Below are 20,563 nucleotides of genomic sequence, written 5' to 3' on the forward strand. Positions count from 1 at the left end.
TTGATGGATCTTGTGTTGTTGCTTTCATATTGGGCTTACTTCATTACATTTTCAATGGGAATGATAATCACTCACTTTTTTACTGATTTAAAAAATTCCGGATAATTACTTCTCCTTCAGGAGTTAAAATACTTTCAGGATGGAATTGTACTCCATGTACATCGTAAGTTTTGTGCTGTAAAGCCATGATCATTCCATCTTTATCCACTGCTGTCACTTCCAATTCATTGGGAAAGTTCTCAGGATTAACCGCCCAGCTATGGTATCTTCCTACTTCAATACCTGAGGCTAAATCCTTAAACAATTTAGTGTCCTCTTTTACCAAGTCAGTAGTAGTAGCCACTCCATGGAAAATTTCGGATAGATTGATAAGGCTTCCACCAAATGCTTCTGCAATAGCCTGCTGTCCTAAGCATACGCCTAAAATACTTTTCGTAGGAGCATATTCTTTGATCAGATCCAAAAGGATTCCTGCTTCTTCCGGAATTCCAGGGCCTGGAGAAAGGATGATTTTATCATATTTTCCAACTTCTTCCAAGGTGATCTGGTCATTTCTTACTACGTCTACTCTCTGATTCAGGATTCTCTCGATAATCTGGACAAGGTTATAAGTAAAGCTGTCATAGTTATCGAAAACGAGAATCTTTACTGCTGATTGTTGAGTGTTTATATTGTTGTTCATTGCTTTTTTGTTGATGATTAATTTGTGGCTAGTAACTGACCTTTTTAGTTTTTTACTATTTTTTCTGCTTTTTCCACTGCTTTTTTCAGGGCATTCAGTTTATTATTTACCTCCTGCAGTTCACTTTCCGGGACAGATTTTGCTACAAGACCAGCTCCTGCCTGATAATAAAGAGTATTGTTTTTACTTAAAAAAGTCCTGATCATAATAGCTTGATTACAAGTCCCATTTAAACCTACCATGCCTATACATCCACCATAATATCCGCGGGAATCCTTTTCATATTGATTGATAAGTTGAAGAGCTTTATGTTTTGGAGCTCCGCTTAAAGTTCCTTGAGGGAAAGTAGCGGAAATCATGTCAAGAGGATTGATTTGTTCCGGAAGATCGGCAGTTACCTCACTTACCATGTGAATTACGTGAGAGAAAAGCTGAATTTCTTTTAGTTTAGTAACTGTTACGTTTTTTCCTAATTTTCCAAGGTCATTACGAGCGAGGTCTACCAGCATGGTGTGTTCTGCGTTTTCTTTAGGATCATTTTTTAATAGTTCAATGGCCTGCAGATCGGCATCAAAATTTCCTGTTCTTTTAGCAGTCCCGGCAATCGGGTGAATAATGGCCTTGTTATCTTTAATGATTAATTGGCTTTCAGGGCTTGATCCGAATAATTTATAATTTCCATAATCAAAATAAAACAGGTAAGGAGAAGGGTTTATGTTTCTCAAAGCACGGTATACATTAAATTCATCACCTTTGAATTTTTGTTCAAACCTTCTGCTCAATACCAATTGGAATACATCGCCTCTCATACAGTGTCTCTGAGCCGTTTTTACCAGGTCGATATACTCTTCATTTGTAATGTTGGAGGTTTCCTGACCATTTTTTTCAAATGGATATACCGGAGTATTTTGATTTTTGATGAGGTTTTCTAAAAGGTGAAGTTCAGATTTTACACCGTTCATTTGGTTTTCAATAATATGCATCTCATCGTTGAAGTGGTTGATGGCAATTACATATTGGTATAATCTGTATCTGAGGATCGGAATTTCTACTTCCGGGCTTTGTGCTTTTAAATTGATGTTTTCAAAGAACTGCACCGCTTCAAAACTGGTATATCCAAAAAGGCTTTGTGCCGTCTGTTCAATAGGATCATTAGTTTTTTCACAGTCAAATACGTTACGGAAATCTTCAAATATATCCGTGATGTTGCGTTCCATAATGAATTGCTTTGCCGGAGCAGAATCAGGGAATTTAATATCAAATTCATTTAAGTTTTTCACTTCAATTCCGGCAACAGCATTGATAGCTATAAAGGAAAAATTATTGTCAATACTTTTTGAATCAGAACTTTCCAGTAGAATCGTATCTCTGAACTTGTCTCTGATTTTAAGATAAATATTCATTGGAGTATGAAGGTCTCCAAGAGTTTTTTTCGAAACGGTTTTTATTTTGATTTTCTGTGTAAACATCTGCTGTTTTGTTTTTTTAGATTTTAGGAATAAAAAAAAGGCTTTAACGGAATCCGTCAAAGCCTTGTATATTGTTTTGTTTATATCTGATGCTCGGTTAGCAACATGACAATACCTTCAGACCCGACGAAGAGTTTGAAAGCCACCACCAAATATTGTTGCTCATTGTAAACATGGGACAAATGTAGAAATTTTTTTAATACAAAAAACAAAAAATTCAAAAAAATAAAAAACTTAATATTGAATTAATTCTATTTCAGTTGTTTAAGTTCTTTTTTGAGCTCTTCGAGTTTTGTTTTATAACTTTCTTCATCATACGTTGCGGTATAATTTTCCAGAGCCTCAATGTATTCTGAAACAAATTCTTTATTGGTTCTGTCTGCCTCATATTTGATTCTCGCAGAGTTTACCGGTGCTAACTTGGAATATTTAAGTGTGGCTTTTCCTTCCTCGGATTCATTATAAAGAATAACCATATTTTTTTCATATCCCGGAATATATTTTACAGGGAAACTTATTTCCATTCTTGGAATTCTGATGGTATTTTCAATAGGATAAATGGTGGCTGATGTTGTTGAAAAGAAGGTTGAAACATACTTCCCATCCTGTTTTTTAACTACTGCTTCATAATCATGAATGTACATGTCGTTCAGTGTTGAATTGGTTTCCTCATCAGAAGTGATAATCGCAGTGCTTTCTACACCATATTTGTTGAGAAACCAGGCATTCAAAAACTGTCCGCAGAACCCATTTAAAATAGAGAGTGGAATAGCAAGAATAAAAAACCAGATTTTTTTGGTAATATAAGATAAGAATCCTAAAATCAGGAAAAGAAGAATCACAGTATAAAAACCATGATGGCTGGTGAAAAACAGGATTTTCGAGATTAAAACCATATCCTAAATTTATAATGATTTCTTTGATATAAAATTAGGGTAAACTTATCAAAAAAACACAAAAGAAATAAGGTTTATTTACATACTCCGAATCATTAGATATATAGAGGGTTGTATGAGAAGTAAAGATCAGAGTTTTACGAAATTTTGGTTTAATCACTTTGTAAAACTCTGTGTTATATAGTTTAATGTACAGGTTCAGAAAGAGGAATATCAGTAGCGCCGCTATAGAAAACAATCAGAGTAGCTCCTTTATCTCCGGTCTTGCCTCTATGGGCGATATTAACCATTTCGGGTAGAACCTCACCTTTTCTTACCCATTGTGTTTTACCATCTTCCTTTCTTTCGATCTGGATTTCTCCTTTTTCTACGTAAGCCGCATTAATAATAGGATGCTTATGCCAATCCAATGCTTTATTAGGGGGAACAGAGATTTTAAGAATAGAAATTTCCGGCTGTCCAGTTGGATAACTTGCATATAGAGTTCCGTCCCAAGATTTTGTAGTCTTTAATAAAGTGACGGATTCTATTTTGTCTGAATATTCTGATTTAGGCTGCTCATCATCAGAGTCATCACAGGATATAGAGCAGGAAAGTAGAGCCAGCAAAAGGGCTACTCTGAATAAATTTCTTTGAGTCATAAATTTTGGATTAATAGTTTGTATTCTGGTGTGGTTTGTTATACAAAAATAGTAACCTAATTTAAATTTTCACTGTTAATTGAATTGTTTTTCAATTAAAAATAGTAATCATCCAAATTGTAAAAATCTTCCTCAAAGAAACATTTGTCATAAGCTGAAACGTTTATTTTTTATATTTTTGCTTTCAAATTAGAAAAAAATGAAAAAAGTATTCGCAATCGCATTTATCGGAGGTTTATTATTAGCAAGCTGCTCAAAAAAAGCAGATCACTCATTACAGGATAGCAATACTATGCTTGAAGAGCCAGAAGCAACTACAGTTGTAGATTCTACAGCTAAGACTGCTGCACCAGCTGCTGCAACTCCGGCTGCCCCTGCCCCTGAAGCTGCTAAAACAGATTCTACAGCGAAGAAATAATGAAAAATTTATTTTTGGCAGGAACTTTAGGTCTTTTGATCTTTTCCTGTTCTAAAAAAGAAAATACGACAGAGGTTGCATCTTCTGATGCTGCATCCGTGTCTGCTCCTGCGACATCCAATCTTTCCGGTGACAAGATCATGGAAACATTGGATTGTTCGGGGTGTCACTCTGTCAATGAGAGAATGATAGGACCTTCTTATCAGGAAATCGCGGCCAAATATTCAGACAAGGATATTGAGTTGTTGGCTTCCAAGATTATAGAGGGCGGAAGTGGAGTTTGGGGAGGTGTCCCTATGGCTGCTCATCCACAGGTATCTAAAGAAGATGCCAAAAAAATGGTGGAATATATTCTGAGCCAGAAGAAATAAAATATGTCCACAGAAAAATCCAGTCTGCATACAAGAAATCTGCATCGTAATCCTTATGATTTTGATACGCTCATTTCTTGTGTGCCAGAACTGAAAGAGTATGTCTTCGTGAATGTTCATGGGACAACAACTATTAATTTCAGCATTCCTAAAGCTGTAAAATTACTCAACAAGGCTTTACTTCTCCATTTTTATAATGTTAAAGGTTGGGAGATTCCTGATACTAATTTGTGTCCACCCATTCCGGGACGGGCGGATTATGTTCATTACATCGCTGATCTGTTAGCAGAAAAACAAAGTGGAATCCCAACAGGGATATCTGTAAAGGGACTTGATATTGGAGTAGGAGCTAATCTTGTTTATCCCTTAATTGCCCATCAATCCTACGGTTGGAAGATGCTGGGAGTAGATATCAATGAGGATTCCTTAAAAAATGCTCAGCAAATTCTGGATCAAAATCCTGATTTATCATCAGAGATTGTATTACAACATCAGCCTGATTCCCAATACGTATTCAAGAATGTAATAGGAGCAAAAGATCAGTTCACATTTTCTATGTGTAATCCTCCTTTTCATGATTCCAAAGAATCGATGATTAAAGGGAACATTCGAAAGACAAAGAATTTAAATAAGGGTAAGGCACAAAAAACTTTATTGAATTTTGGAGGACAGCAATCAGAATTATGGTGTGAAGGCGGTGAATTGGCATTCATTACTAATATGATTAATGAAAGCGTTCAATATTCATCTCAGGTTCTTTGGTTCACCTGCCTGGTTTCTAAAAAAGATAATCTATATAAGCTGACTTCCTTGTTAAAGAAGGTAAAAGCTTTAGAGGTAAAAACTATTGATATGGCTCAAGGGCAGAAAATCAGCAGGGTTCTGGCCTGGACATTTGTTCCTCAAAAAAGCAGGCAAGGCTGGTTGGTTTAGGATTAAAACTATAAATTTAATCTTAATAATACGTTCCTTTATATCTCTAATCTCGATACCCTGTATCCCGGAACTTAACTTCATTCCGGCTGACATTTTAAAATTTCTGAAAAAATCAATTGATGGTCAAGTCAAAAATGACTAAATTTGTACGCTTTTAGAAAAATAAGAAATGCAATTATCAGAACAAGAAATCATTAGAAGAGAAAAGCTTAATAAGCTTACTGAAATGGGGATTAATGCGTTCCCTGCGGATGAGTATACAATTACAGATACTACAGAATCTATAAAACAGGATTTTTCTGAAAGTAAACAGGTGAAGATCGCTGGTAGATTAATGTCCCGTAGAATTCAAGGAAAGGCTTCTTTTGCAGAATTGCAGGATTCTAAAGGAAAAATTCAGGTTTACTTCAACAGAGACGAGATCTGTCCGGGAGAAGATAAAGAATTATATAATGAGGTGTATAAACATCTTTTAGACATCGGTGATATTATCGGTATTGAAGGAGAATTGTTTACTACTCAGGTAGGAGAGAAGACAGTTTTAGTAAAGAACTTTACACTTCTTACTAAGGCTTTACGTCCACTTCCACAGGCTAAAACCGATGAAAACGGTGTTGTACACGACGGATTCACAGATCCGGAATTAAGATATAGACAACGTTATGTAGATTTAACGGTAAATCCACAAGTGAAAGAAATTTTCGTGAAGAGAACAAAATTGTTCAACGCGATGAGAACTTTCTTCAACGACGCAGGATATTTTGAAGTAGAAACTCCAATCCTACAGTCTATTCCTGGTGGAGCAGCGGCTAAGCCTTTCATTACGCACCACAATGCTTTAGATATTCCATTATATTTAAGAATTGCTAACGAGTTATATCTGAAAAGATTGATCGTAGGTGGTTTTGACGGAGTATATGAGTTCTCCAAAAACTTCAGAAACGAAGGGATGGACAGAACCCACAACCCGGAATTTACGGCTATGGAGATCTATGTAGCTTATAAAGACTACAACTGGATGATGGATTTCACAGAAAAACTATTGGAATTCTGTGCGATGCAGGTAAATGGTACTACAACAGCTACCTTTGGAGAGCATGAAGTAGATTTCAAAGCACCTTATCCAAGAGTTTCTATGACAGAAGCGATTCTTAAATTCACAGGTTTCGATATCACTGGAAAAACGGAGAAAGAATTATTCGATTTTGCGAAGTCTATCGGAATTGAGGTGAATGAAACAATGGGTAAAGGAAAGTTAATTGATGAGATCTTCGGTGAGAAGTGTGAAGGAAACTTCATTCAGCCAACTTTCATTACAGATTACCCAGTTGAAATGTCTCCATTGACTAAAAAACACAGAAGCAAAGAAGGTTTAACTGAACGTTTTGAATTAATGGTTTGTGGTAAAGAAATCGCTAACGCTTATTCAGAGCTTAATGATCCAATCGATCAGAGAGAGCGTTTTGAAGCACAGATGGCTTTATCTGAGAGAGGGGATGATGAAGCAATGTTCATCGATCAGGATTTCTTAAGAGCTCTTGAATATGGTATGCCACCTACATCAGGACTAGGAATCGGTATGGACAGATTAATTATGTTCTTAACGAACAATGCTTCTATCCAGGAAGTATTATTCTTCCCTCAGATGAGACCGGAGAAAGCGGTTCCTCAAATTGAGCTAGGTGAAGATGAAAAAGTAATCCTTGAAATCCTTAATGCTCAGGAAGAAGCAATGTCTTTGGCTGAAGTAAAAGAGAGAAGTAAGTTATCCGGTAAGAAATGGGATAAAGCTTCTAAAACGCTAACAAAGAATAATATTGTGAAAGTGGAGAAGATTGATGAAAATCTTTTGATGAAGCTGGCATAAGATATACGATATTACTATTATAAGTTTAAAAGAGTGGACGTTAAGTTCACTCTTTTTTATTTGTAGTTTGAAAAAAACTAGTAAATTAGTTCTTAATAAAAACATAAATTCTCATGAAAAAAATAATTACCACAGGCATTGTGCTATATGCGTGTAGTCTAATCAATGCACAAGTTACCCTACAAAAAGACCTTTCTTATGGCAATAATGGCGAAGTTACGTATAATGATAATGGAGGATATTCAGCCCATAAATTTATTGGAGACCAATTATTAGTTGCTTATACTTACCTTAATATTGCTGGAAACAATAAGTATATAAAATACGTACGGTTGAATTCTAATGGGATTCCCGATGTTAATTTTGGAAGTAATGGTTCTTTTGTAGATGGTGGAAGTCTAGGCTCTCCATCAAGTTTATTGGATGCAAATGCTGACTATTTAATTAATTATAGTGATGATAAGTATTCTGCTGCAGGACAATATGATACTGCATTCCAAATGAATTGGGCAACAAATGATATTTCAGGAAAAAAATATATACACATCTTACCTAATGGTACAATAATATTCCGGAAAGACGATAATTTTACAAGGATTTTAGCGAATGGAGCTTTGGATTCAAGCTATGGAATCAATGGGAGGGTATCTACATTAAGTTATTCTACAACCTATGCTTATGGAGTCATTCATAATAATTTTGCATATGAATTCGGTTCGGTAGATTCTAACATCAACAATTATGGAATAAGGAAGCTGAATATTATGACTGGTAATTTGGAATCCGGTTATGGGAATAATGGTTTGGGTGAAACTTCAATTGTACCTATAAATGTGAGAAATTCTATGTATAATGAAGCCGATGGTTCTATGCTGAATATGCTGGATGGAGGCTCATCTCAATGCTTAATTTCTAAAACAAAATCTAATGGATTTCTTGATGCAAGTTTTGGAAATAATGGTGTTTTCACTCTAAATAGGGAAATAAACTCTATCAACTACACTCCCTATTCTAATTTTTATGCGGATAGCGCTAATCGGTTATTTTTCTTATTAAAATCTGATGAAGATGGGGATATTGTTATTGCTTCCTATTCCTCATCGGGGATACTGAAAAGTATTAATAATCAATCTGTTTTTAATACCGGAGATAACGTTTATACTAATTATAGTTATGGGGAATATCCTAACTTTCAAGTGATAGGAAATTATTTATATTTTTTCAGCCCTAAAAAAATAATACGCTATATTATTAGTGAGCAAGCGCAAGTACTTTCTACTGAATCTAGAAAAATTGAGAAAGCTGCAGAAGTTACCTTCGAAAATCCATTTAAAAACGAACTAACCTTACATACAAAAGAAAAGATTAAGAATGTTGAGATATATAATGAGAGTGGGCACTTAGTTCAGGAATCTAAAGGCTTGAAGCTGAATACTGCATCATTGATCAACGGAGTCTACCTGATTAAAATTACAACAGTCTCCAATCAGATTATTTCTAAAAAAGCAATTAAGCATTAATAGGATCTCTAATATAATAGATCAGAAATAAAACCGGTACAGAGTTATTCTGTACCGGTTTGTTTTTTCCATTTTCTAAGTTGAGCTCTGAAGTTTTTAAAAGGAGCTACTGTATTAATATGTATCCATTTCCAAACAGGCCACCGGGCAGGAGTTGTTGCCCATTTTCTCTGTTCAGAAACAAATAAAGTTTCATGATCAAGGCTTTCAATCCAAGTTATAATTTCATTCACTTGTTTTTGTAATAGTACTCGTTGATCTGATAAACTATAAGCACCATATTGATTATAAAAAGATTGATATAGCCCTTTTAAATTATTCCATTTGTATTCGGGAGTAGGTGTTTTTACTTCTATTCCTTTCTTTTCATCAGCTTCCCATTGCAGAAGAAGATGTGTCCAGCCAATCTGATAGGATATATTTTGGGATGGTGTTTTGTCAACACCTGATTTTAGCAAATCTTTTTCTTCCTCTGTGATATCGTTCAATTCCTGATCATAAAGGAGATATCTTTTCTTTATCTCTTCAATAAGTTCTGCTTTGTCCTTATAATTTTGCATATTTATTTTCTTAATTTACTGAATGAAGCCATCAGGTAAAACAAAAACGGAAGAATAAATATTGAACCTAGCATCAAAGCCCAACCCAATGCTGAAATAGTCTTTGCTGGTGCCATATGTTCTAATAGCGATAGGTGTTGCCCATTACCTAATAGTATGATATTGGGGTTATGCTGGTAAGTAGCTGCCACAAGAATCATTACCATTTGAAAGCCTGCAAGGGCTCTTACAGGAAGTAATTTTTGATTATTCAGTGCTCTTAAAATAAGTAATAAAGCAACCGTTGCAAAAGCAATCGCCATGATTCCTAAAGGTTTTGAAAATACCCAATTCAAAAGAGGAATATCCGAAAGGTAAGCCGTAGCAAATACAAGAATTCCTGTAATGACAACAAAGATCATCGTTTGTTTTGATTTTCTGATCATTAGTAGTAACTCTTCTTTACCACGGGTTTCTCTTAATGAAAAAATAGAAGCCAGATAAGCGCAAAGTGCTACCGTAAATAACCCTACAGAAACACCAAACCAGTTTAGCCAGCTATAAATATAAAGATCAAGGAAGGTGGTAGCATCAGGATTAATAGAGTGGGAAACCGTTGCAGCAGCAATTAACCCCAAAAAGAATGGAGTCAATAGACTGGCATAATAGAATATCTGAGTATATAAAACCTGCCAGTTATCCTTTACTGCATCATAATGTCTGAATGTAAAGGCCGTTCCTCTTGCAATGATTCCTACAAGCATCAAAACTAAAGGAATGTGGAGGTAAGTAGACATGGTAGTATAGATTTCGGGAAAGCCTACAAAAAGGATAACAATCGCGATAATCAGCCACATATGGTTGGCCTCCCAAACAGGAGCAATAGACTCATACATAATCTCGTGTGTTTTATGACGGGCTTTTTTATTGGTAAAAAGTTCCACAATACCCGCACCGAAATCAGCACCACCTAAAATAATGTAAAGACAGATGGACAGCCATAGAAAGCCTATAACAATATAGATCATGATTTTTTGTTTTTATCGTTAAACTGTGGGTCTGTTGGGTCGTAAAGTTTCGGTACCATTTGTACCTGTCTTCTTAAAAGAAATACCAAAATCAATGATAAGGATATAAAGATTGAAGTGAAGAAGTAGAACGAATACTGTATTCCAGGCATTGGAGTTACCGCATCTATTGTTCTCATGACTCCATAAATGATCCATGGTTGTCTTCCTACTTCAGTAACTGTCCATCCCGCTTCCAGGGCAATATATCCGAAAGGGGTGGCAATTAAGAATGTTTTTAATAGCCAGTTTTTAGATAGCCATTCCTTTTTAAAGAAGAAAGCATAAAGATATACAGCCCCAATACAGATCATTATAACTCCAAAGAAGATCATGATCTGAAAGGCATAATGGGTAACAGCTATCGGAGGCCACTCATCCTTTGGGAAATCTTTAAGTCCCTTTACTTCAGCATTGAAATCATTACTTACAAGAAAGCTTAATACCTTTGGAATCTTAATAGCATATTTGATTTCCTCTTTGTCTTCATCAGGAATTCCTCCAATAACAAATGCAGCACCTTTCTCAGTTTCAAAATGAGCTTCCATAGCAGCTAATTTAATAGGCTGTCTTTCTGCAACAGATTTTGCTGCTACATCACCACTCAAAGGAGCTCCAAATGCTCCGATAAGTGCAAAGCCCACCGCAATTCTGAATGCTTTGGTATGAAACTCTACATTCTTTTTTCGCATAATTAAAAAGGCGTGAACTCCGGCTACAGCAAATCCTGTGGCACAAAAAGCTGCAACAGTCATGTGAAGCGCCTGTGGGAACCATGCCTCATTAAACATGGCTTTTATTGGGTCTATATTAAGGTATTGTCCATTAATATAATCAAAACCGGTAGGAGAATTCATCCAGGCGTTAGCTGCTACCACCAGGATACCTGATGCCAATCCGCTAAGTCCTACAAGAAAACCACAAAACCAATGAAACCACTTATTAAATTTATCCCAGCCATATAAAAAGAACCCAATGGCAATCGCTTCAATAAAGAAAGCAGTACCCTCTAATGAAAAGGGCATTCCAAAGATAGGGCCTGCATGTTTCATAAATCCAGGCCATAAAAGCCCCAGTTCAAAGGATAGCATAGTTCCAGAAACAGCTCCGGTAGCAAATAAGATGGCAACCCCTTTACTCCAGGCCTTTGTAAGTCCTTTATATACTTCGTTATTAGTTTTTAGGTACTTCCAATGGGCAAAAGCCATTAAGAAAGGCATTACCATTCCCACACAGGAGAATATGATATGGAAGCCCAGAGAAAGCGCCATCTGGGCGCGGGCAGCTATAAAATCATCCATAATATCAACTTTTCAGTAAATAAATTTACGCATAAATTATTGATGTTGTGTATGATTTAAAACAGTTGATATTTCAATAATACATTTTAATTTTGAATCTTTTATAGACTGGCTATTCTTTATGTTTCTCTGAGAAAACTCTACATTTTTTTGGCACTTTTTAACTTTCATACCTCGAAAAAAATCACGATATTTGTGAGTCTTTGCATATAGCAAAATTTTTAACATTTAATATGAGTCAAAAACAATATACAGCTAGTAGTATTCAGGCATTGGAAGGAATGGAGCACGTACGTATGCGTCCTTCAATGTACATTGGTGATGTGGGAGTAAGAGGTCTCCATCATTTGGTTTATGAAGTAGTAGATAACTCTATCGATGAAGCTTTGGCAGGATTCTGCGACACAATCTTCGTTGCTATTAAAGAAGGAAACGGAATCGAAGTTAGCGATAACGGTAGAGGTATTCCGGTTGACTTCCACGAAAAAGAACAAAAATCTGCTCTTGAAGTTGTAATGACGAAAATTGGAGCCGGAGGTAAGTTTGATAAAGATTCTTACAAGGTTTCAGGAGGTCTTCACGGAGTAGGGGTTTCTTGTGTGAATGCTCTTTCTAATGAAATGATCACTACTGTTTACAGAGACGGGAACGTTTACCAACAGATATATTCAAAAGGAAAAGCTCAAACTGGAGTTGAAGAAATTGGAAATAGTGACAAAAGAGGAACTAAGCAGTTTTTCCAACCGGATGATACTATTTTTACAGAACTGGTTTATAACTATGATACCTTAGCAAGCCGTTTAAGAGAGCTTTCTTATCTTAATAAAGGGATTACTATTACTCTAACGGATGAAAGAGAAAAATTAGAAGACGGTTCTTTCAGATCAGAAATTTTCCATTCTGAGGGAGGATTAAAAGAATTTGTTGCTTATATTGATGGAAACCGTGAATCTATTATGGAACACGTGATTTTCATGGAAGGAGAAAGAGACAATATTCCGGTAGAAGTAGCAATGCGTTACAATACTTCTTTCAACGAGAACCTTCACTCGTATGTAAATAACATCAACACTCATGAAGGAGGTACTCACCTGGCTGGTTTCAGAAGAGCTTTAACAAGAACTTTAAAGAAATATGCAGACGAATTGGGGCTTCCGGCAAAAGAAAAAGTAGAAATTACAGGAGATGACTTCCGTGAAGGATTAACAGCCGTAGTTTCTGTAAAAGTAATGGAACCTCAGTTTGAAGGACAGACCAAAACAAAATTAGGAAATTCTGAAGTTTCTGGTGCTGTAGATAAAATTGTAGGGGAGATGCTTACTAACTTTTTGGAAGAGAACCCTAATGAAGCTAAAACTATTGTTCAAAAAGTAGTTCTTGCTGCAAAAGCAAGACAGGCAGCAAAAAAAGCTCGTGAAATGGTTCAGAGAAAATCTCCAATGGGAGGTTCTGGACTTCCAGGAAAACTATCGGATTGTTCATCAAAAGATCCGGCAGAATCTGAGATCTTCCTTGTAGAGGGGGATTCCGCAGGTGGAACAGCAAAGCAAGGACGTGACAGACACTTCCAGGCTATTCTACCATTAAGAGGTAAAATTTTGAACGTAGAGAAGTCTATGCTTCACAAAGTATATGATAACGAAGAGATCAGAAATATCTATACTGCCCTTGGGGTTTCTGTAGGAACTGAAGAAGATAGCAAAGCATTAAATATGGCTAAGCTAAGATACCATAAGATCGTTATCATGACCGATGCCGATATCGATGGATCTCACATTTCTACCCTGATTCTTACTTTCTTCTTCAGATATATGAAGGAACTTATTGAGAACGGATATATCTATATTGCTCAGCCGCCTTTATACCTATTAAAAAAAGGTAACAAAAAAGTATATGCTTATAACGAGAAAGAACGTGAAGAGTTTACTTTGGAAATGTCTCCGGATGGAAAAGGAGTTGAGGTACAACGTTATAAAGGTCTTGGAGAAATGAACCCTGAGCAGCTTTGGGAAACAACTCTTAACCCAGAACACAGAATCTTAAAACAGGTTACTATTGATAATGCTGTAGAAGCAGATAGTGTTTTCTCAATGTTGATGGGGGATGAAGTTCCGCCAAGAAGAGAATTTATCGAGAAAAATGCAAAATATGCAAAAATTGATGCATAATTGTTTTTAAAATATCAAAAAAAAGCTTCTAATTATTTAGAAGCTTTTTTTATATTTGGTGAAACCAAAAAAAAATAATAATATGCTAACTCTTTTACAAACAGATCCCTATAACGGGGTAGATGCAGTTTCCGGTGCAGCTGCTGCAGGATTAGGGATTGGATCAATGTTTATGAGCTTACTTGTTTATCTATTCTATGGATATTGTATGTTCAAAATCTTCAAAAAGGCAGGTAGAGAAGATGCCTGGGCAGCTTTTGTCCCTATTTATAATGCGGTTGTCATGCTGGATATTGTGAAAAAACCTATCTGGTGGATCATTTTATTCTTAATACCATTTGTTAATTTGTTTGCTGCTTGGGTAGTTAATGACAGATTAGCTAAAGGTTTTGCAAAAGAAACTCCATTGTATACTATTCTTTTGTTCTTCCTAGGGTTTATCTTTATTCCCGTATTAGGACTTGGAAGCGATACTTATGATAGTAAAAGAATTCCTAATGATTAATAGAAATAAAAAAAGAAAAATAGAGGCTTCAGAAATGAAGTCTTTTTTATTTGCTATATAATTGGCTGTAGAATTTATTGTACTCTTTTGTGTAATTAATTCTACACACTTTGAATTATACTGATTATAATTTATCCTAATTTTGGAAGTACAGACAATATGAAGTTTACCATTTCATATTTGAAATATTTTAATTTTAAGTGATAGAAAAGGAATATACATTCAACCCGTCATTTTTGTTTGTATAGAAAATACCTTTGATTATTTACAGCCTTTTTAAGGTAGATTTAGGATAGTGCTTTTTTAAGTATTAGCTGGAGCTCCACATCGCGTGGAGCTTCTTTTTTAATTAATTCATCGAAAAGGGAATATAAAATCCTTTAGAGTGGTGATTATTATTTGTTTTTTTATTGAATAAAACCGAATGTGTTGAATGTTGTGATTTTTTTTTAAGTTATTTTTAACAGTTATTAAGATTTTGCTATTTTTGTTTAATTTTAATAACCATGATGAAAATATTCTTTCTTGGGGCGTTGTCTACAGCCTCATTATATTTTGCCCAAAACTATCCGGCATCTTCAATTCCAGAAAATTTAAAGAAAAATGCTAACGTTATCATCAGAAAAGATCTTACAACGGTTCAGATCAATAAAATAGATGATATAAGGTATCAATATACTACCGTAACCACAGTTTTAAATAAAGACGGTGATGAAAAAGCAGTTGCTTATATTCCTTACGATAAAGCAACCAGTATTTCAGATATAAAAGTTACAATTTACGATGAATCCGGAAAGAAAATTAAAAGTTATTCCAAATCGGATTTTAGTGATTTTGCTAATAATACACAAGGCGTGTTTTACTCTGATAATAGAGTAATGGTATTCTCATATACTCCTGTTCAATATCCTTATACCATTGATTTTTCATATCAATCTCAGGGTAAGAATACTGTTTTTATACCTGATTTTGTACCATTTTATTCTACTAATACCTCTTTGGAAGAAGCAGAGATGAAGATCATTAATACCTCGGGTATTGATCTTCGAACTAAAATTTATCCCTCAAAATACAATTACGCTTCAGCAACTGAGAACAGTAACGCGAATGAAAAAAAATATTCTTATAAAAACGTTCCCGCAATTGATGATGCTCTATTGATTCCTGAGCCTGTTAAAATATTACCTAAGGTAAGCTTTGCACTTACCAAGTTTAATCTGGCAGGTAAGCAAGGAACTTTAAATAACTGGACAGATTTTGGAACGTGGTATTATAACAATCTTATTGATCCTGTGGCAGTATCTACACCTGGTATTAAAGCTGAAGTAGCAGCATTACAACTTCAAGGTTCTGTAGAGGAAAAAGTAAAGAAGATTTACCAGTATATGCAGACCAAAACCAGATACATTTACGTAGGATTGGGGATTGGAGGCTGGCTTCCCATGATGCCGGATGAAGTACATAAAAAAGGATATGGAGATTGTAAAGGGCTTACTAATTATATGAAAACTCTGTTGAATGAAGCAGGAATCCCTTCTTACTATTGTGTGATCAATTCAGGTCGTTCACAGGTTTCCTTTGATCCGGACTTTCCAAAAATGGGAGGAAATCATGCTATTTTAATGGTACCTACAGAAAATGGAAACATTTGGCTTGAAAATACCTCGCAGCAGACTGCATTTAATCATTTAGGCAATAGCACTACAGATAGAAATGTGCTTTCTATAAAGAAAAATGGAATCGAATTGATTAATACACCGGTTTATTCAGCAGATCAGAATAAAGAAAAACAAAAACTGAAAATCAAAATCGGAGAAGATAACAGTATAACAGGAGAGGGAAATTTCTTTTATACAGGAAATCAATATGATTATAACTTAGGATTTGTAAACCTTAACCCTAAAGAAAAGAATGATGCATTGAAAAAAAGATTTGATGTGTTAAACTTTGAAAAAGTGGAAATGAAAAACTTTGTCAATGACAAAGATAAAGCTGTTATTACTTACGATATAGACTTTAAAACCAATAATTATTGTAAAAATGCCGGTAGAAGCCTCATATTCAGAGCTGTTCCTATTTTTTCAGATAATGTTTATAAAACAGAAGAGAATCGTGAGCTGCCTTTTGAAATCAGACAATCGTATGAAGATGAGTATGAAATTAATTTTACGATTCCTAAAGGCTATAAAACAGATGAAACCCCAAACGATACAAATATCAATTCTGAATTTGGACACTATACATTGAACTTTGTTAAAAATGGTGAGGAAATAAAGGTCATTAGAAAGATTCAGATCAATAAAGGAACCTACTCAAAAGAGAAATACAATGATTATGTAGGCTTCAGAAAGAAAATAATAAACATGGATAACTCCAAAATTTTAATCACAAAAATATAAACGATGAAAAAAACAATATTGCTGATGATTTGTTCAGCAAACTTAATGATCGTTCAGGCTCAGAAACATGAGTTTTTGAATCCTCCCAAATTCTCTGATGCAGATCTTTCTAAAACAAAATCATTATTAGATGAAAATGCGCCTGCAGAGATCTTATATAAATCAGTATACTTTATGATAGATAACTCTACAGGTAATCTTCATAAAAAATATTATTACAGAGTAAAAGTGTATGATAAAGATAAAGCCGAAGACTGGTTAAACCTGGAAGTTCCTCTTTATCAGTCAGGATCAGATAAGGAGATACTCGGTAAATTCAAAGCTTTTACTTATAATTTGGAAAATGGAACTACTGTTCCTGTAAAAGTTGAAAAGAGCTCACAATATAAAAGTAAGGAAAACAAATACATAAACTTGACCAAATTTGCTTTCCCTAATGTGAAAAATGGTTCCGTATTAGAATATCAGTATGAGGTTATCTCACCTTATTTATTTAATATTCCCGAATTCTTAATTGAATCGGATACACCATCTCTATATACAGAATATGTATTAGATGCACCCATCAATATCTCTTATAACATAAACTATACAGGAGGATTGGTCCCTAAGCACAGAGTAATAGAGGAGAAATCTGTTTTTGGTTCTCAATACAAGACCTATAGATTTGCCTACGAGAATGTAAAAGGTTTCAAACCGGAAAAGTTTGTAAGAAACGATAGGAACTTCAGAACAAAGGTGAGCGCAGAGCTTCATTCCACCAATTTTAAAGAATTTAAGCTTTACTCATCTTCTTGGGATCAGATCAGTAAAAGACTTTATGAAAATGAATATTTTGGAGACGAATTAAAGAAAACAAAACTGGCAAAAGATAATATGCCTGCGGAGGTTCTCAATATGAAATCTGATCTTGAAAAAGCCAATGCTCTATTTTCCTATGTTCAAAAAACATTTACCTGGAACAAAGACAAAGGAATTTATACCGAAGATGGAATTAAAAAACTAGTAGAAACCAAAGTAGGAAATGCCGCAGAAATTAATCTGTATTTGATAATGCTTCTTCGTGAAGCCGGCCTTCAGGCAGATCCAATGATTATTTCTACTGTAGAACATGGGATGATCAATCTTGTCTCCCCTAATGTTTCTAATATGAATTTTGTGCTTGCATCAGTGAATATTGGCGGACAGTATCGTATGTATGATGCCACTTCCAAGCAATCTTCAATTGATGAACTTCCCTTAAGAGATTGGAATCAGTATGGCGTTTTATTAACTAAAACTAAAGCTATACAACTTCAGATGGAAAATAAGAAAGAGAGCAACACGTTTCTGACAGTAGATGCAAAGGTAAATGAAGATGGTACTATTTCAGGATCTTATTCAGATAAAGATACCGGAGCTTTTGCAATGTATGTGAAAGACAGTTATGACGAGAATCCTGAAAAATATAAAAAACAATATAAAGAAAACTTTTCTATAGACTTTACAGGGATCGATTCAAAAGTATTGGAAAATGGAGAATTTGAAAGCACAATGAAATTTTCTTCATCCAATTTAATAGATAAAATAGGAAAGAAATTAATCATCAATCCTATGTTGTTTTTAAGTAAAGTCTCTAACGAGTTCGATCAGACAGAAGACCGAAAGTATCCTATTGATTTTGGTGCTCCTACCATGAAAATGAAAAAAGTAATTCTTGAACTTCCGGAAGGGTATGTTATTGAAGAAATGCCAAAAAATAAAAAAATCAGGACAGACGATAAAGAGATCGAATTCAGTTATGCTGTAGAACAAAAAGGAAACAAATTGGAAATAACATCCTATACAAAAGTTGCCAGTGCAGATTATCCTAAAGAATATTATCCTGCATTCAAGCAAATTTGGGGAGTAGCTTCCAAGCAAGAAAACCAGGTAATCAGCTTAGTAAAGAAATAATTATAAGAAGTTTGTAAGAGCTTTTTCAACTTTTTTGAATAAATTTTTTAAAACCATTCATCTTTTGAATGGTTTTTGTATTGAATACCGAAAATTAAAATTATGAAAAATACGATTGCCGTTTTTGCACTTTCTTCTTTCTTTGTTTTTACTGCGTGTAAAAAAAATGAAAAAGCAGAAATCTCAACAGAGAAAACGGACAATAAAAAGGCTGAAGAATTTGTGGTAGATTCAGTAATAGTAAAAGATTCTACGAAAATAACCGATTCCTTAAAGATTACTTATACTTCTAAGCTATTGGTATTTCCTACCCTAAAAGATAAAAGCCTTTTAGATAGCATCTATTTCCAGAATGATAAAATAAAAGACTTTTCTAAAGCCGGGCTTCAGGCTTATCTGGAAACTGAAAAAAATAATTATTTTAATTCTGTAAAAAAAGACAGTAAAGATTGGGTTTCAGATATTACCTATGGCCAGGATTGGTATTCAAGCTCCCACATGAATCTTGTGTCTAATAGTAACGGCTATCTGCACATTCAGTATACAGGAAGTGGATATGAAGGCGGAGCACATGATAATTATGGATTCTCAGAAAGAATTTTTGATTTGAAACACAATAAAAAATTAGAATTAAAAGATATTACTTCCACGCCCAAAGCTAAACTTGAAGCGATGTTGATGAAAAACATCAATAATATCAACAGTGGAACGATGGATGGAGACGGAAGTGTGAAAAACTCAGAAATGTTGTTGGTAGAAAAGATTCCGGCATCAGATAATTTTTATTTTGACGATAAAAACCTGTATTTTCATTACAGCCCTTATGAAATTGCAGCATTTGCAGCAGGAGATATCACGATTCCTATTTCATGGGAGGAGCTGAAAGGTACAATAAATGCAGAATTTAAAGAAAGAATGAAAATTAAGTAACTTAATGCTTCCGGGTTCAGGAAGCATTTTCTATTTTTGCGGTAATGGAAAACGTAGCTTTTATCATCAATCCTTTTTCGGCCAAAAAGAACTATCAGCCGTTTTTGAATGAACTTAAAAATAAGGTGGAAAATCCTCTTTATTATGTCTCTGAATCTATTCCGGGAACAGACGAATTTATCAAAACGCATTTTGATAAAGTGGATGTCTTTGTGGCAATAGGAGGGGATGGAACAATTTCTACGGTAGCAAAGAATCTGATTTCTACAGATAAAATTCTGGCTATTTTTCCGGCAGGTTCCGGAAATGGATTCTCTAATGAAACCCGTTTCAGTAAAAATTTAGATGAACTTTTAGAGAAAATAAAGGCAAAGCAATCCAGAAAGATTGATACTTTTACAGTAAATGGCAGACTTTCCATCAATGTTTCAGGAACAGGGTTTGATGGAAAAGTGGTAAAAGAATTTGAAAAAACAAGTCGTGGATTCAAAAACTATATCAAAGTTTCCCTGAAAACATTCTTTAACTATAGACCTATTAAGGTTACTTTTTTTGAAGAAGAATATAAACAGTACAATGGAAGGTATCTGATGTTGAATATTGCCAACACCCGTCAGTTTGGAAATAATGCCTATATTGCACCCAAAGCAAGTAAAAGTGATGGATTGGTAGATATGGTGTTGGTTAAAAAATTCCCACTCACATATTCCGCATTGTTTGCTTTCAGAATGTTTACTAAAAGGCTGAAGGATGATGAATATGTAACTTATCTTCCTGTTTCAGAAATTTCATTTAAAGTAAATACCAAAAACTGGCACCTTGATGGTGAGTTCAATAAGATAGAATCACCCGTTCATGTGAAAGTACAACCAGCAAGTTTGAATATTTTGGTTTAATGTTTGAGGTTCAAAGGTTATGG

General features: G+C 34.7%; 18 protein-coding genes. 11 read left to right on the forward strand and 7 right to left on the reverse strand.

All coding sequences use genetic code 11. The annotated features are described in order from the left end of the window. Positions 1-79: 79 nt before the first annotated feature. The 4 genes from GTR01_RS05535 to GTR01_RS05550 all read right to left on the reverse strand — a co-directional run bounded on the left by GTR01_RS05535 (position 80) and on the right by GTR01_RS05550 (position 3,688). Positions 80-682, reverse strand: a complete 603-nt coding sequence (locus GTR01_RS05535) for an anthranilate synthase component II (RefSeq protein ID WP_160136866.1) — start codon at positions 680-682, stop codon at positions 80-82. Between the two features lie 44 nt (positions 683-726). After that, complete coding sequence (locus tag GTR01_RS05540; RefSeq protein ID WP_160136867.1) at positions 727-2,151, reverse strand: anthranilate synthase component I family protein; 1,425 nt, start codon at positions 2,149-2,151, stop codon at positions 727-729. 251 nt (positions 2,152-2,402) lie between these two features. Next, positions 2,403-3,047, reverse strand: coding sequence for a hypothetical protein (locus GTR01_RS05545; RefSeq protein WP_160136868.1), 645 nt, complete (start codon positions 3,045-3,047; stop codon positions 2,403-2,405). 185 nt (positions 3,048-3,232) lie between these two features. Next, positions 3,233-3,688: a cupin domain-containing protein gene (locus GTR01_RS05550; RefSeq protein ID WP_160136869.1), complete on the reverse strand. Its 456-nt coding sequence runs from the start codon at positions 3,686-3,688 to the stop codon at positions 3,233-3,235. A gap of 199 nt (positions 3,689-3,887) precedes the next feature. Here GTR01_RS05550 and GTR01_RS05555 point away from each other — a divergent pair, with 199 nt between their 5' ends. The 5 genes from GTR01_RS05555 to GTR01_RS05575 all read left to right on the forward strand — a co-directional run bounded on the left by GTR01_RS05555 (position 3,888) and on the right by GTR01_RS05575 (position 8,800). Beyond that, complete coding sequence (locus GTR01_RS05555; protein WP_160136870.1) at positions 3,888-4,106, forward strand: hypothetical protein; 219 nt, start codon at positions 3,888-3,890, stop codon at positions 4,104-4,106. Then, positions 4,106-4,477, forward strand: a complete 372-nt coding sequence (locus GTR01_RS05560) for a c-type cytochrome (RefSeq protein WP_160136871.1) — start codon at positions 4,106-4,108, stop codon at positions 4,475-4,477. Before GTR01_RS05555 ends, GTR01_RS05560 begins: the two co-directional genes overlap by 1 nt. A gap of 3 nt (positions 4,478-4,480) precedes the next feature. Continuing rightward, a complete protein-coding gene (gene rlmF, locus GTR01_RS05565) occupies positions 4,481-5,410 on the forward strand; it encodes a 23S rRNA (adenine(1618)-N(6))-methyltransferase RlmF (RefSeq protein WP_160136872.1) in 930 nt (309 codons plus the stop codon). 172 nt (positions 5,411-5,582) lie between these two features. Then, a complete protein-coding gene (gene lysS / locus GTR01_RS05570) occupies positions 5,583-7,280 on the forward strand; it encodes a lysine--tRNA ligase (RefSeq protein ID WP_160136873.1) in 1,698 nt (565 codons plus the stop codon). A gap of 113 nt (positions 7,281-7,393) precedes the next feature. Next, positions 7,394-8,800 (forward strand): T9SS type A sorting domain-containing protein, encoded by a 1,407-nt coding sequence (locus tag GTR01_RS05575; protein ID WP_160136874.1) that lies wholly within the window; start codon positions 7,394-7,396, stop codon positions 8,798-8,800. A 44-nt stretch (positions 8,801-8,844) separates the two neighbouring features. Here GTR01_RS05575 and GTR01_RS05580 read toward each other — a convergent pair whose 3' ends face one another. Genes GTR01_RS05580 through GTR01_RS05590 form a run of 3 tightly spaced genes read right to left on the reverse strand, consistent with a single transcriptional unit; the run spans position 8,845 to position 11,707 of the window. Then, positions 8,845-9,360, reverse strand: a complete 516-nt coding sequence (locus GTR01_RS05580) for a ClbS/DfsB family four-helix bundle protein (RefSeq protein ID WP_160136875.1) — start codon at positions 9,358-9,360, stop codon at positions 8,845-8,847. A gap of 2 nt (positions 9,361-9,362) precedes the next feature. Continuing rightward, positions 9,363-10,367, reverse strand: coding sequence for a cytochrome d ubiquinol oxidase subunit II (locus GTR01_RS05585; RefSeq protein ID WP_160136876.1), 1,005 nt, complete (start codon positions 10,365-10,367; stop codon positions 9,363-9,365). Then, positions 10,364-11,707: a cytochrome ubiquinol oxidase subunit I gene (locus GTR01_RS05590; protein ID WP_160136877.1), complete on the reverse strand. Its 1,344-nt coding sequence runs from the start codon at positions 11,705-11,707 to the stop codon at positions 10,364-10,366. Before GTR01_RS05590 ends, GTR01_RS05585 begins: the two co-directional genes overlap by 4 nt. Positions 11,708-11,940: 233 nt before the next feature. Here GTR01_RS05590 and gyrB point away from each other — a divergent pair, with 233 nt between their 5' ends. The 6 genes from gyrB to GTR01_RS05620 all read left to right on the forward strand — a co-directional run bounded on the left by gyrB (position 11,941) and on the right by GTR01_RS05620 (position 20,540). Further along, the gene (gene gyrB / locus GTR01_RS05595) at positions 11,941-13,875 is read left to right on the forward strand and encodes a DNA topoisomerase (ATP-hydrolyzing) subunit B (protein WP_160136878.1); all 1,935 of its coding nucleotides are present in this window, start codon (positions 11,941-11,943) and stop codon (positions 13,873-13,875) included. 82 nt (positions 13,876-13,957) lie between these two features. Next, entirely contained in the window at positions 13,958-14,380 is a 423-nt protein-coding gene (locus GTR01_RS05600) for a DUF5684 domain-containing protein (RefSeq protein WP_160136879.1), read from the forward strand. Positions 14,381-14,886: 506 nt separating this feature from the next. Next, on the forward strand, positions 14,887-16,779 hold the full coding sequence (locus tag GTR01_RS05605; RefSeq protein ID WP_160136880.1) for a DUF3857 domain-containing protein: 1,893 nt from the start codon (positions 14,887-14,889) through the stop codon (positions 16,777-16,779). A 3-nt stretch (positions 16,780-16,782) separates the two neighbouring features. Further along, positions 16,783-18,714, forward strand: a complete 1,932-nt coding sequence (locus GTR01_RS05610; protein ID WP_160136881.1) for a transglutaminase domain-containing protein — start codon at positions 16,783-16,785, stop codon at positions 18,712-18,714. Between the two features lie 102 nt (positions 18,715-18,816). Continuing rightward, positions 18,817-19,644: an RsiV family protein gene (locus GTR01_RS05615; protein ID WP_160136882.1), complete on the forward strand. Its 828-nt coding sequence runs from the start codon at positions 18,817-18,819 to the stop codon at positions 19,642-19,644. A 44-nt stretch (positions 19,645-19,688) separates the two neighbouring features. Continuing rightward, positions 19,689-20,540 (forward strand): diacylglycerol/lipid kinase family protein, encoded by an 852-nt coding sequence (locus GTR01_RS05620; RefSeq protein WP_160136883.1) that lies wholly within the window; start codon positions 19,689-19,691, stop codon positions 20,538-20,540. Positions 20,541-20,563 lie beyond the last annotated feature (23 nt).

The organism is Chryseobacterium sp. c4a, assembly GCF_009900745.1.
GTDB lineage: Bacteria > Bacteroidota > Bacteroidia > Flavobacteriales > Weeksellaceae > Chryseobacterium.

Bases quoted from the DNA above. Each gene is read 5' to 3' on its own strand.
- GTR01_RS05535 (WP_160136866.1), bottom strand. From the start codon at position 682: ATGAACAACAATATAAACACTCAACAATCAGCAGTAAAGATTCTCGTT.
- GTR01_RS05540 (WP_160136867.1), bottom strand. From the start codon at position 2,151: ATGTTTACACAGAAAATCAAAATAAAAACCGTTTCGAAAAAAACTCTT.
- GTR01_RS05585 (WP_160136876.1), bottom strand. From the start codon at position 10,367: ATGATCTATATTGTTATAGGCTTTCTATGGCTGTCCATCTGTCTTTAC.
- GTR01_RS05580 (WP_160136875.1), bottom strand. From the start codon at position 9,360: ATGCAAAATTATAAGGACAAAGCAGAACTTATTGAAGAGATAAAGAAA.
- GTR01_RS05615 (WP_160136882.1), top strand. From the start codon at position 18,817: ATGAAAAATACGATTGCCGTTTTTGCACTTTCTTCTTTCTTTGTTTTT.
- GTR01_RS05605 (WP_160136880.1), top strand. From the start codon at position 14,887: ATGATGAAAATATTCTTTCTTGGGGCGTTGTCTACAGCCTCATTATAT.
- rlmF (WP_160136872.1), top strand. From the start codon at position 4,481: ATGTCCACAGAAAAATCCAGTCTGCATACAAGAAATCTGCATCGTAAT.
- GTR01_RS05575 (WP_160136874.1), top strand. From the start codon at position 7,394: ATGAAAAAAATAATTACCACAGGCATTGTGCTATATGCGTGTAGTCTA.
- lysS (WP_160136873.1), top strand. From the start codon at position 5,583: ATGCAATTATCAGAACAAGAAATCATTAGAAGAGAAAAGCTTAATAAG.
- GTR01_RS05545 (WP_160136868.1), bottom strand. From the start codon at position 3,047: ATGGTTTTAATCTCGAAAATCCTGTTTTTCACCAGCCATCATGGTTTT.
- GTR01_RS05550 (WP_160136869.1), bottom strand. From the start codon at position 3,688: ATGACTCAAAGAAATTTATTCAGAGTAGCCCTTTTGCTGGCTCTACTT.
- GTR01_RS05590 (WP_160136877.1), bottom strand. From the start codon at position 11,707: ATGGATGATTTTATAGCTGCCCGCGCCCAGATGGCGCTTTCTCTGGGC.
- GTR01_RS05620 (WP_160136883.1), top strand. From the start codon at position 19,689: ATGGAAAACGTAGCTTTTATCATCAATCCTTTTTCGGCCAAAAAGAAC.
- GTR01_RS05600 (WP_160136879.1), top strand. From the start codon at position 13,958: ATGCTAACTCTTTTACAAACAGATCCCTATAACGGGGTAGATGCAGTT.
- GTR01_RS05560 (WP_160136871.1), top strand. From the start codon at position 4,106: ATGAAAAATTTATTTTTGGCAGGAACTTTAGGTCTTTTGATCTTTTCC.
- GTR01_RS05555 (WP_160136870.1), top strand. From the start codon at position 3,888: ATGAAAAAAGTATTCGCAATCGCATTTATCGGAGGTTTATTATTAGCA.
- gyrB (WP_160136878.1), top strand. From the start codon at position 11,941: ATGAGTCAAAAACAATATACAGCTAGTAGTATTCAGGCATTGGAAGGA.
- GTR01_RS05610 (WP_160136881.1), top strand. From the start codon at position 16,783: ATGAAAAAAACAATATTGCTGATGATTTGTTCAGCAAACTTAATGATC.